The following is a 17,923-nucleotide window of genomic DNA, read 5'->3' as shown; positions in this document are numbered from 1 at the left end:
CGTCTATGCCCGCCTCCTGATGCGCCTCTACGAGAGGATTTATTCGGCCCGCATCCTTGAGACGCCGCTCAGGGAGGAGGTCGTGAAGCAGATCGAGATCGGTCTCTCCGAGTTCGGCATCGGGTCGATGGGGGAGCTTTCCGAGGGCGATCCTGAAGAAGATCAGACCACGAGCCAGGCCCACTACCTCGCCTACTACAGATTGCGTGACACTGGCTGGCTCGCGGAAGAGACCGAGAAATGGCGCACCTATGTCGACATGAACCCGGACGCGTTCATGGTCCTGGGCGCGATCACCGACTTCGGTAATAGCCGCGTGCGCGTCGCCGGCGCCGTGGTGGATGTCAAGAACAACCTGGAAGCTGCGTTCCGCGAGCCGGAGACGATGGCCCAAGGCCTCGCCAACGCGCACGACACGGCTTTGCGGTTCGCTCGCAGCATGCGCCGCATCCTTGCCGGTATGCGTGAGATTGAGGACCGCATTCTGGGCAATCCGAACGCGGCGGCCATCCTTCGCACGTTCTTCCAGGACTTCGTCGACGGGCTGCTGATCGCCGACTACAAGCAGCTCAAAACGTCAAACAATCCCTACCGCCACCGCCGCACGATAGCATCGCTCGCGGGCGACATGCTTGCGGACACCGAGCGCCTCGGCAAGATCGCGCGGGCGTACATCGAACAGGGTGTCATGGCCGCGGGCGCCACGATCGCTACTGCCGAGGAACGAGTCGTCGCGGAGCTCGAGAAAATCAAGAGCGTGTTCGAGGACGTCGGCCCCTTCATGGACAAGATCGAGGATTTCAGGGATCGCCTCGAACGCCGCATCCGCACCACCGTCCACTACATGGACGTCATGGGAGAAGGCTCCGCCGAGCGGATCGTCCGGCTGATCGAGCAGATCTCGAAGATCGGCAGCGACGAGGTCGAGATCCGGCTGAGGTCGCCGGATGTCGGCCTGCCGATCACGTCGCTCGCCCTGTACACCCCTCCGCCGCCGAAGGCTCCGCCCGAGCGGACGCGCTTCAAGGTGCCGAAGCAGGATCCCTATTTGCGCGCGTATGTCCAGGCCACGACCGAGTTCGACCGGATGGTGCGCGTGTCGGACCAGAAGCTGCTCGAGTTCGCTCGTCGGCAGATGCAGGGCCGCGACGCCGTGTCATCTGCCGAGATTGAGATCGAGAGCATCCCGGATCTCTTCGCCTACCGGGCCCTGCCGAACCTGGCGGCGGTCGGCCGCTCGGTTAAGTTAGGCGAATTCACGATCACGCTCGAGGAGGGCCGCACCGCCAACGACTGGATCGACGTGACCGCCTTCCGGATCGAGAGAACGAGGGCCACGGCCGATGCTGCGTGATCTTTCCAAACTCATCGACGACGCGGACTCCGAGGGACACGACGGCGACCAGCTGCAGAAGGAGCTGCGCCAAGCTGCCCAGGCGCTCTGGCGCGCCCAGTTCATCTACGAGAACGACTGGGGCATGAAGACCTCCTACGAGGCGCTCCGCCGCCACACGGGCTACTTCGAGAACCTTTTCGACGCGCTCGGCTACCGAGTCGTGGGCAGGCCGAACGACGGTTACGTCGGCCTGGTGGCGAACGAACTGCCTCCGCGTCAGAGCATGAAGCTCGACGAGAGCCTGCTCCTGCTGGTGCTGCGGCTCCACTACGAGGAAGCCTTCACGCGGTTCGAGGCCAAGGAATTCGGCGAGGTGGAGGTCGAGAGCGAGCAGATCCTGCAGATCTACGAAGATCGGACCCATCGGGAGCGGCCGAACTTCGGGCGGATCAAGGAAATCCTGGCCGGCTTCAGGCAGCGTGGCCTAGTGCGGATCGAGGATCGGGACGACAGGAACTTCACGCTGTTCCTGCGACCGGCGTTGCCGATTGTGGTCTCCAAGGACACGCTCGGATCGCTTGAGGAGTTCGTGTCGCGCTCCACGGCAGCGACAGCAAAAACCGACGCCGCGACCGAGGTGCAGGCGTGATCGAACTTCGTCGCATCATTCTGGTCGACTGGTATCTGTTCCGGGCGCAACAGGTCGACATGCGCGGCATGACCGCGATCATCGGTCCAAACGGGGCGGGGAAATCGGCGATCATCGACGCCGTGCAGACCGTCCTTTCAGGCGCCAGCATGGCCAGCATCCGGTTCAATCCCAGTGCCCAGAGCAACGTCAGAAGCAAGCGGACGCTGCGCGATTACTGCCTCGGCGTGGTCTCGCTCGACGAGAAGGGCGAGCGGTCGGAGCCCACGCGGCAGCATGCCTACACCTACGTCATCCTGGTCTTCGAGGACTTGGCAGACGGCTCGGCGGTAAGCCTCGGCGTGGCGTTTTCGGCATCGGCATCGCGAAGCGAGGAGTCATGCGAGGCGCGCTTCATCGCCAAGGGGGCGCTGACCAAGGACGATATTCTCGTTTCGGTCGGCGATGACGAGGTCGAGACGCTGCAGTGGCATGCCGTGCGCAACGCGTTGCGCGCCCGGAAAATCGAAGTCGACGACGCGTTCTCGAGCGCGACTGACTTCGTGGCGGAATCGCTCAGGGCCTTGTCGCCGGCGGGTTTCCCACTCGATCCGAGGCGCTTCCAGAGGGCATTCCGCAACGCCCTGCTGCTGAAGCCCGTGGACAATCCGACCGAGTTCGTACGGAACTACGTTCTGGATGTCCAGCCTCTCCAGGTCGACAGGCTTCGGCGCGGCATCGAGCATTGGCGTTCTTTGACCCGCCGCATCGAGGAGTTGAAGTCGCAAAGCGCGAGCCTTGCCGGGATCCTCCGCATCGTCGGCCGCGCCCTCGAAAACGAACGGGTCATCACCATTACGGGATGGCAGATCGTCCGCCTGGAGTGGGAGAAGTTTCGCCGAGAGGCGAGGCGGCAGGAAGAGGCTCTCGCGCAGCTTCGTAGTGCGGCGAGTAGGGCCGAGGTCGAAGCGACGGCAGCTGCAGCCCGGCACGCAACGCTCGATGCCGATCACAAGACCGTCGAGCTATCGATCAAAACGAGCGACGGCGAACAGCTCGCCCAGATGTACGAGTCCGATAGGAACTTGACCTTGGGGCAGCGCGCCAATGCCATGGCGCCCGTCAAGGAGATCGAGGGGCTCATCTCTTCGATCAGGAAGGCGGTCGAGCTGAACCTTCTGGTTCGGCGCGACGACCTCTTGCATGCGCTGCTGAGTGCAGTCGTCGTTGCTCGGGGGCGCGCCCCACTTTCAGAGTGGGACAAGCCGCTGCCCGAAGACTGGAAGGACAGCGCCTCGCACCTGGACGCGGCTCTCGTGGCTGTCGATCCGGAACGGCTCGAGGCGGCTCGAAAGACGTTTTCGGATGCCCATTTCCACGCGCGAGTAGCGACCAAGGCCCTGCAGGACCGCATCGAGTTGATCGACAGCAACTTGAAGCGGATGGAACAAGGGTTAAGCCCCATCGAGGGCGGCACCCGGGATCTTATCAGGCAGCTCGCCTCGCATGGCATCGAAGCCACCCCGCTGTGCGAAGTCGTCGAGATTCGCGACGATAAATGGCGCATGGCGGCCGAGGCCGTTCTCGGTCGCTCCCGCGAAGCCTTGATCGTCGAGCCCTCGAGAGCGGTGCGCGCGCTCGAGATATTCCGGGAAGGCGGAGAGCATTCGTACAGGGACGCCGAGGTCATCAATACGACCAAGACGGACAAAACCCGGCCGGCCGAAAAGGGCTCCCTGGCGCAGATCATCACCACGGAAAGCCGTCACGCCAGAGCCTTTCTCAACTATCGTATCGGCCACCTCATGTTGGTCGAGGAGATGGACAGGATGGTGGCTGCGGAGAACGCCATCACCCCGGACTTGATGATGCAAGGCGGGCGCACGGTCCGGCGGCTGCAGAAGCCGCGCTACCTGAAACTCGGTCGCGCCACGCAGGACCAGATGCGCCAACAGCTCGAAGCTGAACGACAGCAGTTGCTGCAGGAGCTTGCTGAGTCAGCCGGCGGCGTCCGACGGGCGGAAGAAGACGCCCGTTTGTTTGAGGGTATGTTCGCGCAATTCCGGTCGATGCGGGAGGCCGGCCTGACATGCCTCGACAGCGGCGCATCTCTGGTTGCCTTCGATCGGAAGCTCGATGAGATCGGGAAGAACATCGAGGATGCCAGGCGGAATCGCGATCCAAAGCTTGTCGCCGAACTGCAGCGCCTCGGCATCGAGCTCAAGACGGCCGGTCGGGTGAAGTCAGAGACGCAACAAGCCTTCAATCTTGCGCAAAGCGCGCGGGATCGTGCCGAGGGCGCGTACGACGATTACATGCAAAAGAACCGGGACGTCTTGGCGGCCGCGCGACGCGCCCGCGCGCGTCAGATGCGGGACGGATTCCCGCAGTCGACGGACATGAGCGATTATCGGACGAAGGTGACCGAGATGGCCACCGAGTCGATCACGGATCGTATCACGGGCCTCACTGCGGACATGGAGACGCGGTCCACGACTCGACGCTCCACGCTCATGCGCGAGTTGACCAATGCGATGAACAAGCACGGTCAGGACTTCCATGTCGTGCCGCCGTTCACCGCGGAGGAAGGAACACCAGCGGCCGTGGGGCAATGGGCGACGGTTGAAAAGGAACGCCTCGATGCTCACGAGCTGGTCCAGTACGAGGAGCAGTGCCGGAACGCCGCGACCGAGATGACGTCGGCGTTCCGCGACGATCTCCTTCATCGTCTCGACGATGCCTTCACCGGCATCAAGTCCACCCTGAACGAGCTCAACCGCCACCTGAAGGATCGTCAGTTCCATGGGCGCGACTACTACTCGTTCAGGGCGTTGGAAGCTCCGACCCATGTCGACATGATCGAGCTCGTCGAGGAGTCCAGGAAGCCGGAGTTCAATCTGCCGCTCTTCGGGGATCGCAGCGACGACGCGAAATCCCCCATGATGCGCGCCGTCCGCCAGATCGAGGAGATCCTGTCCAATCCGGATGCGCGGACCGAGGAGATCGAGGATCCGCGCAAGTATTTCAATTTCGAGCTCTACATCCAGGACGCCGAGGGCAAGATTCGCTCGTCGCTGACGAGCCGCGCGGGCACGGGATCCGGAGGCGAAGGGCAATTGCCGTTCTACATCGCCATCGGCGCCTCGCTGGCCGCCACCTACCAGAACCGTCGCACCGGCGAGAGCGGACTGTCGCTCGCCATTTTCGACGAGGCCTTCAACCGACTGGACACGAAGGCGATCGGACAGTGCTCGGAATTCATGCGGGATCTGGGGCTGCAAGTCATGCTGGCCACCCCCGACGAAAAGCGGCACGTGTTCATGGAAGTGGTCGACACCGTCGTGAACGTGAACCGGCTCGGCAACCAGGTGATGATCGACACCGAGTTCCTGACGGAGAAGGCCCGCGACGCGATCGTTGCGATCGATCCATACCGCAAAGGCTTCGATGTGTTCAAAGCCGAGCTGATCGCCGCCGAGAAGGATGAAGCCGTCCCACAAGACCAGGCCGCGGAATGACCGATCTTCGCACGGTGGATGTCGGCGTCGAGTTTCTCGAACGGCTGCTGGAGCGGAGCGAGCGCAACCCCGATCGCTCCCGACCGGCCTCCGCGGCTCCCGAGTACGACAGGCTCTCGACCGCGCAGCAGGTGAGCCGCTTCCACGATCAGATGGCGGCGGCGGAGAGGTTCGGCGCCGTCGAAGTGCAACAGGGCAAGAGGGACCGGAGCCACCTGATCGAGCGGGTCCGTGTCCTGAACCTGGAATTGCTCGCCAGTCACCTTGGTCGCCAGACCGCGCCGGCGGTCGCGCAGCGCGTCAGGGACGAATTGCTTCCGGTTGCAGCGACCGGAGAACCATGGGTTGCCAGCCTATTGGACGAGATGACAGCCAGGTGGGCGCGCGGCGAGGCCGCCTATCGCCTGACGGCCGCCCAGGCCGATGCCGCCAAGGAGTTCTTCACGCTGTTGGGGTCCATCTCGCGGCAGGAGGCCCGGGGACTGGACGCGCGAACCTTCTCCCAAAAGGCAACGAGCGACACGAAGGCCTTCGATCGGCACGCTGCGCGGCTCGCCGCCGTTCTCGGCGTCCGGATCGGACAGCCCGACGCGGCGGCGGATGTGGTCTGGGCGCACATCGGGCTGGAGCGTTTCAGCCACCCTGTTCACCTCAGGGGACCCGTTACCGTGGAGCACGCCAGCGGCCGTCTAACCGACGGCCGCGCCAAGCCGTTCACCTCCATTCATCCGGAGATGCTCTCGCAACTGTCGGTCTTGGAGCGGCCGACGTCGGTCCTGACGATCGAGAACTACGCAAGCTTCAATCGGCAGGTTCGCGAGATCGAGGACGGCGGCCTGGTCGTCTACACCGGTGGATTTCCGGCGGCCGGGGTAGTCGAGCTTCTGTCGAAGGTCCTGACGGCAGTGCCAGTGGACGTGCCGTTCCTTCACTGGGGTGACATCGACGCCGGCGGTCTGCGTATCTTCCGGTACCTGGAGGAAAAGCTGCCCCGCAGGCCACGGCCACACCTGATGAGCAGGGAACTGGCGGAAGACTACGGTCAACCGGCCGCGGCGGACCCGAGTTTGACCTCGATCGCGAGATCCGACAGCGGGGTCCGCGAACTGGCCGAATGGCTGGCGTTCGGATCGGATGTGCGTCATTTGGAGCAGGAAGCGCTGGAGCCGGAGCGGCCATCGGCGGCAATTAGCGCCTCATGAAACGTTCATATGTGTCTTCAAGGGGCTTAGCGCTGTTCGTGCGCCGCACCGGCGGCCGCATGACGCCGAAAAGCCCTGCGAGCGTCGGACCGCCAGTCCCCAGAGCGTCCAGGTCACGGGATCAGCCCTTCCGCTTGATCGCCTTCTTCGCCGGCTTCGTCTTCGCCGGCGCGCAGCAGGCCACGGCGTCCGCAGCGACGAGGTTGCAGAGCTCGGGATGGCCGTCGCAGCAGTCGTTGACCAGGAAGGCGATCAGGGACCGCATGCCGTCGACGTCAGAGCTGTAGATGATCGTGCGGCCTTCGCGGGACGAGCGCAAAAGGCCGGCCCGCACCAGAATGGCGAGGTGGCTCGAGAGGGTATTGTGCGGTGCGCCGATCGTGTCCGCGATTACACCGGCGGTGATGCCGACCGGTTCGTGCTTCACCAGAAGCCGGAAGATCGCCAGCCGCGTCGGCTGGGCGAGTGCGGCAAGAGCGGAGATCGCGTGAGGGTCCGTCAGGCTCCCTTCGGCCGACCTCATGCTGGCGTGGCTGGCGACCGCCAGCATCGATTTCCGCATTCCGTAGTCTCCGCGCGAGTCGTCTAGGTGCGTCATCTTTAACCCACGGAGCAGGTGACAAGCCAGCACGTTTCGACTATTGAATATGTCGAGACGTCTCGACACATCGTAGCCCTTCGATGTGACGGGCATGCGACAGAATAAAGAGCGCTCCGGCCGGTAGGCGTACCGGGCCGATCTCGAGGAAACACCCGCCAGTAGGCGTACTGGCGAACCCGAGGAGCATTCACCATGTCGCGTTGCGATCGTATGGTCGATGTCGGCCGCCGTCGCTTCATGAGCGGGGCGGGTCTTGCCGCTGCCGGCGTTGCCGTCAGCTCAATAACGCCTTCGTCAACCCAAGCCGCGCCGGCAGCCGCACGGGTGGACTATCCCGTCAACCGCCTGGCCAACGTCGAGGATCTCAAGCTCAACGAGCCGCTGAACGTTTCCTATCCGGACGCCAACGCTCCCGGCGTGCTTCTGAAACTCGGCAAACAGGTGCCGGGCGGGGTCGGCGCCGAGGGTGACGTCGTCGGCTTCACGACGATCTGCCCGCACAAGGGCTTCAGCCTCAATTACAGCGCGGCTGATCGGACCATGAACTGTCCCGGTCATTATTCCCGCTTCGACTGCGAGGCGGGTGGCCAGCAGATCTGGGGCCAGGCCACGCAGAATCTCCCGCAATACGTGCTGCGCGTCGATGACAAGGGCGACATCTACGCCGAAGGCGTGGACGAACTGCTCTACGGCCGCCTTTCCAACGTGCTCTAAGGGGGAGGAACGACCATGGCCTACAAACGTCAAATCGACCGGCTCCCGATCATCCCCGCGGACGCCAAGGAATCCAACGTAACGTGCCACTATTGCATCGTCGGATGCGGCTACAAGGCATACACTTGGTCCACCAGCAAACAGGGCGGGACGGCGCCCGATCAGAACAAGTTCGGCGCCGATCTGAGCAAGCAGCAGGGCGCGGAGACGGTCGCCTGGTATTCGCCTTCGATGTACAACATCGTTCGCCAGAACGGGCAGGATGTGCACATCGTCATCAAGCCCGACAAAGACTGCGTCGTGAATTCGGGCTTGGGCTCGGTCCGCGGTGCCCGCATGGCGGAGATGAGCTACTCCCAACAGCGCAATACGCAACTGCAGCGCCTCACGGATCCCATGGTCTGGCGCTATGGGCAGATGCAGCCCACAAGCTGGGACGATGCGCTCGACCTCGTCGCCCGCGTGACGGTCGCAGTCATGAACGAGATGGGCGAAGATGGCGTGTTCGTCTCGGCGTTCGACCACGGCGGCGCCGGCGGCGGATATGAGAACACCTGGGGCACCGGCAAGCTCTACTTCGGCGCCATGAAGGTGAAGAATATCCGCATTCACAATCGGCCGGCGTACAACTCGGAAGTCCACGCCACCCGCGACATGGGCGTGGGCGAGCTCAACAACTGCTACGAAGATGCCGAGCTCGCCGATACGATCGTCGCGGTTGGCACCAACGCCCTCGAGACCCAGACCAACTACTTCCTGAATCACTGGGTCCCGAACCTGCGCGGAACTTCGCTCGACAAGAAGAAGGCCGAGTTTGGTTCCGAGCCGGTGGAACGTGCTAAGGTCATCATCGTCGATCCGTTCGAACGGTGACGGTCAATGCCTGCGAGGTCGAAGCCGGCAAAGACAACGTCATGCACCTGGCGATCAATTCCGGCACCGATCTCGCCCTGTTCAACGCGTGGACGACCTACATCGCGGACAAGGGCTGGCTCGACAAGGCCTTCATCGATGCCTCGACGACCAACTTCGATCAGATGAAGGCCGCCAACAAGATCAGCCCGGAAGAGGCCGCGTCGATTACAGGTCTTACCGCCGATGAAATCCGTAAATCCGCCGAGTGGATCGCGCAGCCCAAAGCGGCCAATGCACGTCGGCGAACGATGTTTGCCTATGAGAAGGGCCTGATCTGGGGCAACGACAATTACCGCACCAATGGCGCCCTGGTGAACGTCGCGCTCGCGACGGGCAATATCGGTCGGCCGGGCGGTGGTTGCGTCCGTATGGGCGGACACCAGGAAGGCTACTCGCGGCCGTCCGATGCGCATGTCGGGCGACCCGCCGCCTACGTCGACCAACTCCTGATCGAGGGCAAGGGTGGTGTCCACCACATCTGGGGATGCGACCACTACAAGACGACGCTGAACGCGTTCAAGTTCAAGCAGGCCTACAAGAAGCGCACGGACATGGTGAAGGACGCCATGATGACGGCGCCCTATGGTGACCGCCCCGCGATGATCAACGCGATCGTCGACGCGATCAAGAAGGGCGGGCTCTTTGCCGTCGACGTCGACATCGTACCGACCAAGATCGGCGAGGCGAGCCACGTTTGGCTGCCGGCGGCGACATCGGGGGAGGCCAATCTTACCTCGATGAACGGCGAGCGCCGCATGCGCCTCACCGAGAAATACATGGACCCGCCGGGGCAGGCGATGCCCGATTGCCTGATCGCAGCGCGCATCGCCAACCACATGGAACGGGTGCTGCGTGAGCAGGGCAAGGCCGACGTTGCCGACCACTTCAAGGGCTTCGACTGGCAGACCGAAGAAGACGCCTTCATGGACGGCTATCATCAGCATGAGAAGGGCGGTGAGTTCGTCACCTATGCCCGGTTGCGCACCATGGGGACGAACGGCTTCCAGGAGCCAGCGGTCGGGCTTGAGACCACAGGGCCTGTCGCCGCTGGCACGTCGACCGGCACAACGACGGGAGAGGTCTTGAAGGGACCGGCCATCGAAGGAACTCGCGGAAAGGAGCCGGTTCAGAAAAAAGGGGCAGCAACGTCAGCGACGGTTTCGCCCGCATCGAGCGGCACCGAGCGGATCCTCGGCACCAAGCGGCTCTATGCCGACGGCAAGTTCAACAGCAAGGATGGCAAAGCCAAGTTCATAGAGACGCAGTGGCGCGGCTTGCAGGCGCCCGGCAAGGAGGCCGAGATGAAGAAATTCCCGTTCCTCATCAACAACGGCCGCGCAAACGTCACCTGGCAGAGCTCCTATCTCGACCAGGACAACGAGTTCGTCACGGATCGGATGCCTTATCCCTACCTCCAGATGAGCCCGCAAGACATGGACGAGCTGCGCCTCAAGCAAGGCGATCTGGTCGAGGTCTACAACGACAACGGCTCGACCCAGGCCATGGTCTATCCGACGCCGACCGCCAAGCCGAAGCAAACGTTCATGCTCTTCGCCCAGGCGAACGGCGTGCAGGGGAACGTGGTCTCGCCCGGGGTGAATGAATTCATCATCCCGAACTACAAGCAGACCTGGGCGAACATCCGGAAGCTCGCGGATGCGCCGGAGGGCGTGAAGCATCTCAGCTTCAAGTCCGCGGAATACAGGGCTTGAGGGCAGCGGCCCCGAACAAGCGTCGGGGCCGGCCGGCTTTACAAAGCTCTCTGCAAGGCGAGCCGTTCCTGCAGCTTGGTCGCCTCTTCCTTGCGTTCGCTGTATCGGTCGGTGAGGTAGGCCGAGCAATCGCGCGTCAGCAGCGTGAACTTCATCAGTTCTTCCATCACGTCGACGATGCGGTCGTAGTACGGGGACGGGTTCATCCGACCCGCGTCGTCGAACTGTTCGTAGGCTTTCGCTACGCTGGACTGGTTCGGAATCGTGATCATGCGCATCCAGCGGCCGAGCACGCGGAGCTGGTTGACGGCGTTGAACGATTGCGAGCCGCCGCTCACCTGCATGACGGCGAGGGTCTTGCCCTGGGTCGGGCGCACGGCCCCGATCGCCAGCGGGATCCAGTCGATCTGGGCCTTCATGATGCCGGTGATGCTGCCGTGGCGCTCCGGGCTGCTCCAGACCTGTCCCTCGGACCAGGCCGACAGTTCCCGCAATTCGGCGACCTTCGGGTGGTCCGCCGGCGCGTCGTCCGGCAGCGGCAACCCGGACGGATTGAAGATCCGGCATTCGGCGCCGAATGCCTCCAGCAGGCGCGCAGCTTCTTCGGCCGCGAAGCGGCTGAAGGAGCGTTGACGCAAGGATCCGTACAGCAGCAGGATCCGCGGTTTGTGGGTGGACGGTACCGGTCTTAGACGCGAGAGATCGGGAAGCGATACGGCGGACGAGAGGTTCGGCAGGTTTGGTAGCTCAGGCATCAATTACTTCACCGTCTTCCTTCACGAACCGGCCGATCTTCCCGTTGGGCAGGATGTCCAACACGACTTCCGACGGCCGGCACAGCTTCACGCCCTTGGGCGTCACGACGATCGGTCGGTTGATCAGAATTGGATGCTTGATCATGAAATCGAGCAGAGCGTCGTCGGTCCACTTCGGATCGTCGAGTTCCAGCTCCTTGTATGGCGTGCCTTTCTCGCGCAGCAGGGCGCGGACCGGTATGCCCATGGCCGCGATCAGCTCCACCAGCTTCTCGCGGCTCGGAGGCGTCTTCAGGTACTCGATGACGGCCGGCTGTTCGCCGCTCTGGCGGATCATGGCCAAGGTGTTGCGGGACGTGCCGCAGTCGGGATTGTGATAGATCGTGACGGTCATCGTGGTGTCTCCGCGATCGGTACCGGGCCGCGCGCCTTCGGCCGCCCCAGCATCCAGTTCATCAGGAGCATGCCGGCGAAAGCGCCGACCAGCTCGGCGAGAATGAAACCCGGCAGGTCCGTCGGGCGAATGCCCGAGAAGGTGTTCGTCAGCGAGCGGGCGATCGCCACCGCCGGATTGGCGAACGAGGTCGAAGCGGTGAACCAGTACGCCGCGGTGATGTAGAGGCCGACCAGCCAGGGAACGGCCGTCCGCTGGAAACGGATGCCGGCGAGGATGGTGGCGACCAGACCGAAGGCGGCGACGGCTTCGGCGAACCATTGCGCGCCGCCCGTGCGGACCTTCATCGAGAAGTCCATCAGCGGCAGAGCGAACATCAGGTGAGCCGCCATCGTGCCGGCGATGCCGCCGGCGATCTGAGCGATCACGTAGAGCACGGCTTCCTGCGGTGGAAGCTCGCGCTTGCCGGTGAAGACCAGGGTGACGGCCGGATTGAAGTGGGCGCCGGAGATCGGTCCGAGAACGGTGATCAGCACGACGAGAATCGCGCCCGTCGGCAGCGTGTTGCAGAGGAGAGCGAGCGCGACGTCCTTGGTCAGGGTCTCGGCCATGATGCCGGATCCCACGACGGTGGCGACGAGAATGCCGGTCCCGAGGGCTTCCGCGGCCAGCCGCCGGGAGAGATCGAACTTATCCATCAGCCTGCCTTTGGGTGAGGGGTCGTAGCTCCGTCCATGCGGCCGATCTCGCGCAGCTTGGTGCCCAGGGAGAGCCTATCGATGCCGCGCAGCGGCAGGCTGACGAAGACACCTATCCTGTTCTTCAGATACCGGAATGCTTCGAAGAATGCAGCTTCCTTCTCGATGTCCGTGCCTTCGACCGCGGCCGGGTCCTCGATGCCCCAATGCGCCGTCATCGGCTGGCCCGGCCAGATCGGACAGCTTTCGCCGGCGGCGCTGCCGCAGACGGTGAACACGAAGTCGAGCACCGGCGCGTCGGGCTTGGCGAACTCCTCCCAACTCTTCGAGCGCATCCCGTCGATCGGGTAGTTCTCCCGCTCGAGGACCTTGAGGGCGAACGGATTGATGCGCCCCTTCGGCTGGCTACCGGCGGAGAACGAGCAGAAGCGACCTCGCCCATCTTTCCGCATGATGGACTCTGCGAGGACCGAGCGAGCGCTGTTGCCGGTGCACAGGAAGAGGACGTTGTAAACGCGGTCGTTCATGGCGCTTCCCCTCAAATTCGACATGTCGAGACTTATCGAAGTATTGTCCGGGGGTCAACGAAAAGGGGCTTGTATTTCGAAGATTCTGGAATTATGGTAGGAGCAACGTAACAAATCCGTCATGAGACCGTTATGAAGCTCGACGACGCCGCAGCCCACCTCGAAGCTCTGGGCAACCCGACGCGCCTCAAGATCTACAGGACCCTTGTCCGCGCCGGCGAGCCCGGCATGCCCGTCGGCAAGCTGCAGGATCGGCTGAAGATCGCCGCATCCACGCTTTCGCATCACATCAAGACCCTGGTCACGGTGGGCCTCATCACGCAGGTCCGCGAATCCACGACGCTCGTCTGCCACGCCAACTACGGGACGATGCGCGAGCTGGTCGACTTCCTCGTCGCCGAGTGCTGCGCCGACGAGGCCGCATGCAAGGAGACGAAGAGCGCCGCGTAGTCTTCGCGGGCCCCTAATTTCGATCATTCTAGTTTCATGGGAGAATACGCCATGAGCGAAGCGAAGAGGGTAGCCATCATCGGCGCGGGTCCCGTCGGGCTCGCGGCTGCGGCCCACGTGATGGAGCGAGGCATGACGCCGGTCGTGCTGGAGGCAGGACCCGAAGCCGGCCACTCCGTGCGGCAGTGGCAGCACGTGCAGCTCTTTTCGCCTTGGGAATACAACGTCGACAAGGCGGCGGCGCGCCTGCTCTCGCCGACCGGCTGGAATTCGCCGGATCCGCACGTCTACCCGACCGGGGCCGAGCTCCTCGAGCGCTACATCGAGCCGCTGGCGACCAAGACCGCGCTGCGCGACCTGATCCGGACGAACAGCCGCGTCACGGCCATCGGGCGCCTCGGCTTCGACAAGGCGAAGACCAAGGGGCGCGAGGCCGCGCCCTTCGAGGTGCGCTTCCAGAACGGCAAGGGCCCGGAGACGCTGCAGGCAGACGCCGTGATCGACGCGTCCGGAACGTGGGCCTCACCCAATCCGGCCGGCGCCGGCGGCCTGGCCGCGATCGGCGAACGCGAGGCGCAGGCGAAGATCGCCTACGGCATGCCCGACGTGCTCGGCAAGGACCGCGCGCGCTATGCCGGCAAGACCGTCGCCGTGCTCGGGGGTGGTCACTCGGCCATCGGCACCCTGACCGATCTGGTCACCCTCGCGCAGCAGGGGTCGGGGACACGGCCAATTTGGCTGCTTCGCAGCAGCAATCCTGAGAAAAGCTTCGGGGGCGGGGCGAACGACAAGCTGGCAGCCCGCGGCGAGCTCGGTGCCCGCTTCGCGTCACTCGTCGCCTCGGGTCAGGTGCAGGTCGAAGCCGGCTTTCCGGTCGCGGCCGTCACGCAGGCCGATGGCCGGCTTCGGGTCGCGACGTCGTCCACCTGCTGCGGACGCAGCATCGTCGTCGACGAACTGGTGGTCGCGACCGGCTTCCGTCCCGACTTCGGCTTCTTGAGCGAGATCCGGCTGCGGCTCGACCCGGCGATCGACGCGCCCGTCGCGCTGGCGCCCCTGATCGATCCCAACGAACATAGCTGCGGCAACGTGCGGCCGCACGGCGCGCGCGAGCTCGAGCAGGACGACCGCGGCTTCTATCTCGCCGGCATGAAGGCCTATGGGCGCGCCCCGACCTTCCTGATGCTCACCGGTTACGAACAGGTCCGCTCCATCGCGGCCGACATCGCCGGCGACAGAGAGGCCGCCGAACGCGTCGAGCTCGAATTGCCGGAGACCGGCGTCTGTACGCGCGGCGGAGTCGAGGGCAGCGTCGGCGCATCCGGATGCTGCGGAGGTCCCGCGAAGCGAGACGCATCTGCCTGCTGCGCGGCTGATGAGAGCGCGAAGAAGGCCGGCGCCGCCGGATGCGGATGTTCGTAATCGGCGGGGCGCGACGATGAGTGGCCGAAGCACTGGCCTGGAAGGCCGATCGCTGATCGTCGCGATGTGCCTCGGACAGATCGGGAATCTGCTGCCGCACGTCGCTCTCTCCGCCAACCTCGCGCAGCATCTCATGCCCGCCTGGGGGCTGAGCGCTGCGGAGGGCGGCCTCATGGCGAGCGGCTATGCCTTCGGCTACATGCTCGCCGTCCCCATGCTGACGACGCTCACCGACAGGATCGATGCGCGTCTGGTGCTACTCTGTGGCTCCATCGTCAGCGGACTGGCGACGGTCGCGTTCGGTGTGCTCGCGCAAGGCTTCTGGTCCGGTACCGTCATCTGGGCTTTGGCGGGCATCGGTTTTGCTGGCGCCTACATGCCCGGCTTGAAGGCGCTCACCGATCGCTTGCCGACCGGCGACACGTCGCGGGCGGTCACGCTGTACACGTCGAGCTTCTCACTTGGAGTCGGGCTTTCCTTTCTGGTGGCGCAGGTCATCGCGGACGGATGGGGCTGGCGCTGGGCATTCGTCGTGACGGGCGTCGGACCCGTCGCGATGGTGATCGCATGCCTCCTGATGGACGAGCGTCTGCCCGAGCCGAAGCAAGGGCGCCTCCTGGATTTCAAGCCGGTTTTCGCGAACCGCGAGGCGCTCGGCTACATCCTCGGCTACGGGGCGCACTGCTTCGAGCTCTATGGCATCCGGACCTGGTTGGTCGGATTCTGGACCTTCGTGATCGGCCATCAGGGCGCTCCTTCGTGGCTTTCGCCCGTCGCGGTCAGCTTCGTCTTCGCGATCCTCTCGATGCCCGCCAGCGTTCTTGGCAACGAGGCGGCCCTGAAGTTCGGCCGTCATCGAGCGATCACGGTCGTGATGGTTATCTCCGCTGCGGTGGCACTGCTGCTCGGAGCGAGCGTGAGCGCGCCCGCTTGGGCCCTCGCAATCCTGCTCCTTGCCTACGGACTGACGGTGCCTGCGGATTCCGGCGCGCTGACCGCCGGCATGTCGGCGGCCGCCACCCGTGAGCATCGCGGCGCCACGCTGGCGCTTCATTCCACCGTCGGCTTCGGACTTTCGGCCGCGGGCGCTTGGGGAACGGGCTTGGCGCTGGATCACGCCGGTGGGCCGCAAAGCCCGACCGGATGGCTGCTGGTCTTCGTGGTGCTCGCCGCCGGAATTTCGGTGGGGCCGCTGGCGCTCCTTTGGGCTCGCAAGGGCGAACGAAAAGCAGGCGCGGTCGCGTGATAGCAGCCGCCGAACATGGGGATGTACGTGGATCGCGGTCGATTTGGTGCCATCATCTCGCTGGGCACTGCGCAGACACTGGCGTGGGGATCTAGCTACTATCTGCCCGCCCATCCTGGCCGATCCGATCGCCCGCGATCTCGGCATCTCGAGCAACTGGTTCTTCGCCGCCTTTTCGGGGTCGCTGGTGATCTCCGGACTGCTCGGCCCTCGCGTCCCGGCAGGTGCTCTGCGCGTCAAACGTCGTTCTCGCCGCAGGGCTCGCGCTTCTCGGCGCGTCGAACTCGGTCTGGACCATGTCAGTGGCCTGGCTGCTGCTCGGCGTCGGCATGGGGCTCGGCCTCTACGACGCCGCCATCGGCACGCTCGGGCGCATCGGCGTGCGCTTGATCGGTGGTTCGATGGAGGCGGGTCGCGAGGTGACTGCGAGTTCCCGGTTTCAACAGTTCGGTGCTATTTTAGGTGGAACTGTTGAAGCTATTGATTTGAAATGATAAAAATCGTTTCAACACCAAGGTCAAAAATCAGGTCGGATTGTTGAAACCATGGATTTTCAAGAGCTTAACAACGACCAACGTCGCGAGGTGGTCAATAGCCAGCAACGCTTCCAGGCCTTGAGGGACGCCAAGGAGGCCTACGATGCCCATCGGGGTTCCCTGACCTGGATGGTGTCGAAAGGCCGCGAATACCTCGTCCGGAGCTACTACGACAAGGCGGGCCTCAGGAAGCAAGCCTCGCTCGGCGCGCGTTCGCCCGAAACTGAAAAGATGAAGGCGGACTTCGAAGCTAAACGTGCTGCTGCAGAAGACCGTGTGAAGAACTTGCGCGATACCATGGATCGACAAGCCGCGGTCAATCGTGCGCTCGGCTTGGGCCGCGTTCCGTTGATTGGAGCCCGGATCATGCGCGCTCTCGACGGCTTCGGAATGTTGGGTTCTGGGATTCGGATTCTCGGGACCAACGCGATCTACGGTTATGAGGCCTCTTCGGGCGTCAGACTCGATCCGGGCTTGGCCACGACGGAAGACATCGATCTGCTGTTCGACGCGCGCGGCGGGCTTACGTTCGTCGCAGACGACGACGTCTCTGAGTCATCGCTCATGAAGATACTCAAGCGAGTGGACACCAGCTTCGAACGCGCCAAGCAGACGTTCCGCGCTGTAAACCGGGACGGCTATCTCGTCGATTTGATTAAGCCGATGCATAGCCCACCCTGGAAGAAGGCTCCAGACAAGATCGGCTCGGACCCGGAAGATTTGACCGCCGTGCAAATCGAAGGACTTGATTGGCTGCAGAATGCTCCCGCGTTCGAGGCGGTCGCGATCGACGAAAAGGGCGAACCGGTACGCATCGTAGCTCCGGATCCGCGGGTTTGGGCCGCCCATAAGCTCTGGCTGTCCCGTCGGGCGGACAGGGAGGCGCTCAAACGCCAACGAGATGCAGCGCAGGCTGAAGCCGTAGGCGCTCTGGTGGCGAACTATCTTACTCACCTCCCGTTCGATGCAGAGCAATTGAGGATGCTTCCGAAAGAGGTGGTGGACAGCGCGGCGCCTCTTTTCGCCAAGAAAGATGGTGCTGCGCGAGCCTAGCGGCCAGGGTCGGCCACAAGGGCTCCCGCATATCCGGCGCCGCCGATCATCAGCGGCACCATGATGATGATCAGCATGCTGCTGCTCATCGACATGCCGATGATGATGATGATGATGCCGGCATCATCATCATTCCCAGCTCCTAACGCCCTGGGGCGGAGAGGGAGGGGTAAGGTCCGAAGGACGGGCGTAAAATAAATCCAGATGTTCATGCAC

At 63.8% G+C, this 17,923-nt stretch carries 17 protein-coding genes and 1 pseudogene; 12 read left to right on the top strand and 6 right to left on the bottom strand.

The annotated features are described in order from the left end of the window. The first annotated feature begins 82 nt into the window (after nucleotides 1–82). From QA639_RS35245 to QA639_RS35230, 4 genes are read left to right on the top strand one after another with little or no spacing between them, the layout of a single operon-like run. The gene (locus QA639_RS35245) at nucleotides 83–1,354 is read left to right on the top strand and encodes a Wadjet anti-phage system protein JetA family protein (protein ID WP_283088448.1); all 1,272 of its coding nucleotides are present in this window, start codon (nucleotides 83–85) and stop codon (nucleotides 1,352–1,354) included. Continuing rightward, the gene (locus QA639_RS35240; RefSeq protein WP_283088447.1) at nucleotides 1,344–1,985 is read left to right on the top strand and encodes a DUF4194 domain-containing protein; all 642 of its coding nucleotides are present in this window, start codon (nucleotides 1,344–1,346) and stop codon (nucleotides 1,983–1,985) included. The genes QA639_RS35245 and QA639_RS35240 overlap by 11 nt, the downstream gene beginning before the upstream one ends. Next, a complete protein-coding gene (locus QA639_RS35235) occupies nucleotides 1,982–5,482 on the top strand; it encodes an SbcC/MukB-like Walker B domain-containing protein (RefSeq protein WP_283088446.1) in 3,501 nt (1,166 codons plus the stop codon). The genes QA639_RS35240 and QA639_RS35235 overlap by 4 nt, the downstream gene beginning before the upstream one ends. Further along, nucleotides 5,479–6,684 (top strand): Wadjet anti-phage system protein JetD domain-containing protein, encoded by a 1,206-nt coding sequence (locus tag QA639_RS35230; RefSeq protein WP_283088445.1) that lies wholly within the window; start codon nucleotides 5,479–5,481, stop codon nucleotides 6,682–6,684. The genes QA639_RS35235 and QA639_RS35230 overlap by 4 nt, the downstream gene beginning before the upstream one ends. Nucleotides 6,685–6,805: 121 nt before the next feature. On the opposite strand, the gene QA639_RS35225 is transcribed toward QA639_RS35230, so the two are convergent. After that, nucleotides 6,806–7,246 carry an ArsR/SmtB family transcription factor gene (locus QA639_RS35225; protein WP_283088444.1) on the bottom strand — a complete coding sequence of 147 codons (441 nt, stop codon included), beginning with the start codon at nucleotides 7,244–7,246 and terminating at the stop codon, nucleotides 6,806–6,808. 231 nt (nucleotides 7,247–7,477) lie between these two features. Between QA639_RS35225 and QA639_RS35220 the strand changes: the two genes are divergently transcribed. The 3 genes from QA639_RS35220 to QA639_RS35215 are packed head-to-tail and all read left to right on the top strand — an operon-like array spanning nucleotide 7,478 to nucleotide 10,626. Further along, nucleotides 7,478–7,999, top strand: a complete 522-nt coding sequence (locus QA639_RS35220) for an arsenate reductase (azurin) small subunit (protein ID WP_283088443.1) — start codon at nucleotides 7,478–7,480, stop codon at nucleotides 7,997–7,999. A 15-nt stretch (nucleotides 8,000–8,014) separates the two neighbouring features. Further along, nucleotides 8,015–8,872: an arsenate reductase (azurin) large subunit gene (locus QA639_RS42080; RefSeq protein WP_428841106.1), complete on the top strand. Its 858-nt coding sequence runs from the start codon at nucleotides 8,015–8,017 to the stop codon at nucleotides 8,870–8,872. A 41-nt stretch (nucleotides 8,873–8,913) separates the two neighbouring features. Continuing rightward, a complete protein-coding gene (locus tag QA639_RS35215) occupies nucleotides 8,914–10,626 on the top strand; it encodes an arsenate reductase (azurin) large subunit (RefSeq protein WP_428841105.1) in 1,713 nt (570 codons plus the stop codon). A 38-nt stretch (nucleotides 10,627–10,664) separates the two neighbouring features. Here QA639_RS35215 and arsH read toward each other — a convergent pair whose 3' ends face one another. Genes arsH through QA639_RS35195 form a run of 4 tightly spaced genes read right to left on the bottom strand, consistent with a single transcriptional unit; the run spans nucleotide 10,665 to nucleotide 13,000 of the window. Continuing rightward, nucleotides 10,665–11,381, bottom strand: coding sequence for an arsenical resistance protein ArsH (gene arsH, locus QA639_RS35210; RefSeq protein ID WP_283088442.1), 717 nt, complete (start codon nucleotides 11,379–11,381; stop codon nucleotides 10,665–10,667). Further along, nucleotides 11,374–11,775: an arsenate reductase (glutaredoxin) gene (arsC, locus tag QA639_RS35205; protein ID WP_283088441.1), complete on the bottom strand. Its 402-nt coding sequence runs from the start codon at nucleotides 11,773–11,775 to the stop codon at nucleotides 11,374–11,376. The genes arsH and arsC overlap by 8 nt, the downstream gene beginning before the upstream one ends. Continuing rightward, complete coding sequence (locus tag QA639_RS35200) at nucleotides 11,772–12,473, bottom strand: aquaporin (protein WP_283088440.1); 702 nt, start codon at nucleotides 12,471–12,473, stop codon at nucleotides 11,772–11,774. The genes arsC and QA639_RS35200 overlap by 4 nt, the downstream gene beginning before the upstream one ends. After that, a complete protein-coding gene (locus QA639_RS35195) occupies nucleotides 12,473–13,000 on the bottom strand; it encodes an arsenate reductase ArsC (protein WP_283088438.1) in 528 nt (175 codons plus the stop codon). Before QA639_RS35195 ends, QA639_RS35200 begins: the two co-directional genes overlap by 1 nt. 132 nt (nucleotides 13,001–13,132) lie before the next feature. Here QA639_RS35195 and QA639_RS35190 point away from each other — a divergent pair, with 132 nt between their 5' ends. The 5 genes and pseudogenes from QA639_RS35190 to QA639_RS35170 all read left to right on the top strand — a co-directional run bounded on the left by QA639_RS35190 (nucleotide 13,133) and on the right by QA639_RS35170 (nucleotide 17,707). Further along, on the top strand, nucleotides 13,133–13,450 hold the full coding sequence (locus tag QA639_RS35190; RefSeq protein ID WP_283088437.1) for an ArsR/SmtB family transcription factor: 318 nt from the start codon (nucleotides 13,133–13,135) through the stop codon (nucleotides 13,448–13,450). Nucleotides 13,451–13,501: 51 nt separating this feature from the next. After that, entirely contained in the window at nucleotides 13,502–14,872 is a 1,371-nt protein-coding gene (locus tag QA639_RS35185; RefSeq protein ID WP_283088436.1) for an NAD(P)-binding domain-containing protein, read from the top strand. 64 nt (nucleotides 14,873–14,936) lie between these two features. Further along, nucleotides 14,937–16,118 (top strand): MFS transporter, encoded by a 1,182-nt coding sequence (locus tag QA639_RS35180; protein WP_283090675.1) that lies wholly within the window; start codon nucleotides 14,937–14,939, stop codon nucleotides 16,116–16,118. A gap of 21 nt (nucleotides 16,119–16,139) precedes the next feature. After that, nucleotides 16,140–16,516, top strand: a pseudogene (locus QA639_RS35175) (MFS transporter); the annotation flags it as partial. 147 nt (nucleotides 16,517–16,663) lie between these two features. After that, nucleotides 16,664–17,707 carry a nucleotidyltransferase domain-containing protein gene (locus QA639_RS35170; protein ID WP_283088435.1) on the top strand — a complete coding sequence of 348 codons (1,044 nt, stop codon included), beginning with the start codon at nucleotides 16,664–16,666 and terminating at the stop codon, nucleotides 17,705–17,707. On the opposite strand, the gene QA639_RS35165 is transcribed toward QA639_RS35170, so the two are convergent. Continuing rightward, nucleotides 17,704–17,919, bottom strand: coding sequence for a hypothetical protein (locus tag QA639_RS35165; protein ID WP_283088434.1), 216 nt, complete (start codon nucleotides 17,917–17,919; stop codon nucleotides 17,704–17,706). The two genes, QA639_RS35170 and QA639_RS35165, sit on opposite strands and share 4 nt — an antisense overlap. Nucleotides 17,920–17,923 lie beyond the last annotated feature (4 nt).

The sequence above is a fragment of the Bradyrhizobium pachyrhizi genome (genome assembly GCF_029714545.1).
GTDB lineage: Bacteria > Pseudomonadota > Alphaproteobacteria > Rhizobiales > Xanthobacteraceae > Bradyrhizobium > Bradyrhizobium pachyrhizi.
Note: the sequence above shows the minus strand (reverse complement) of the source record. Positions and strands in the feature narration are given on the sequence as shown.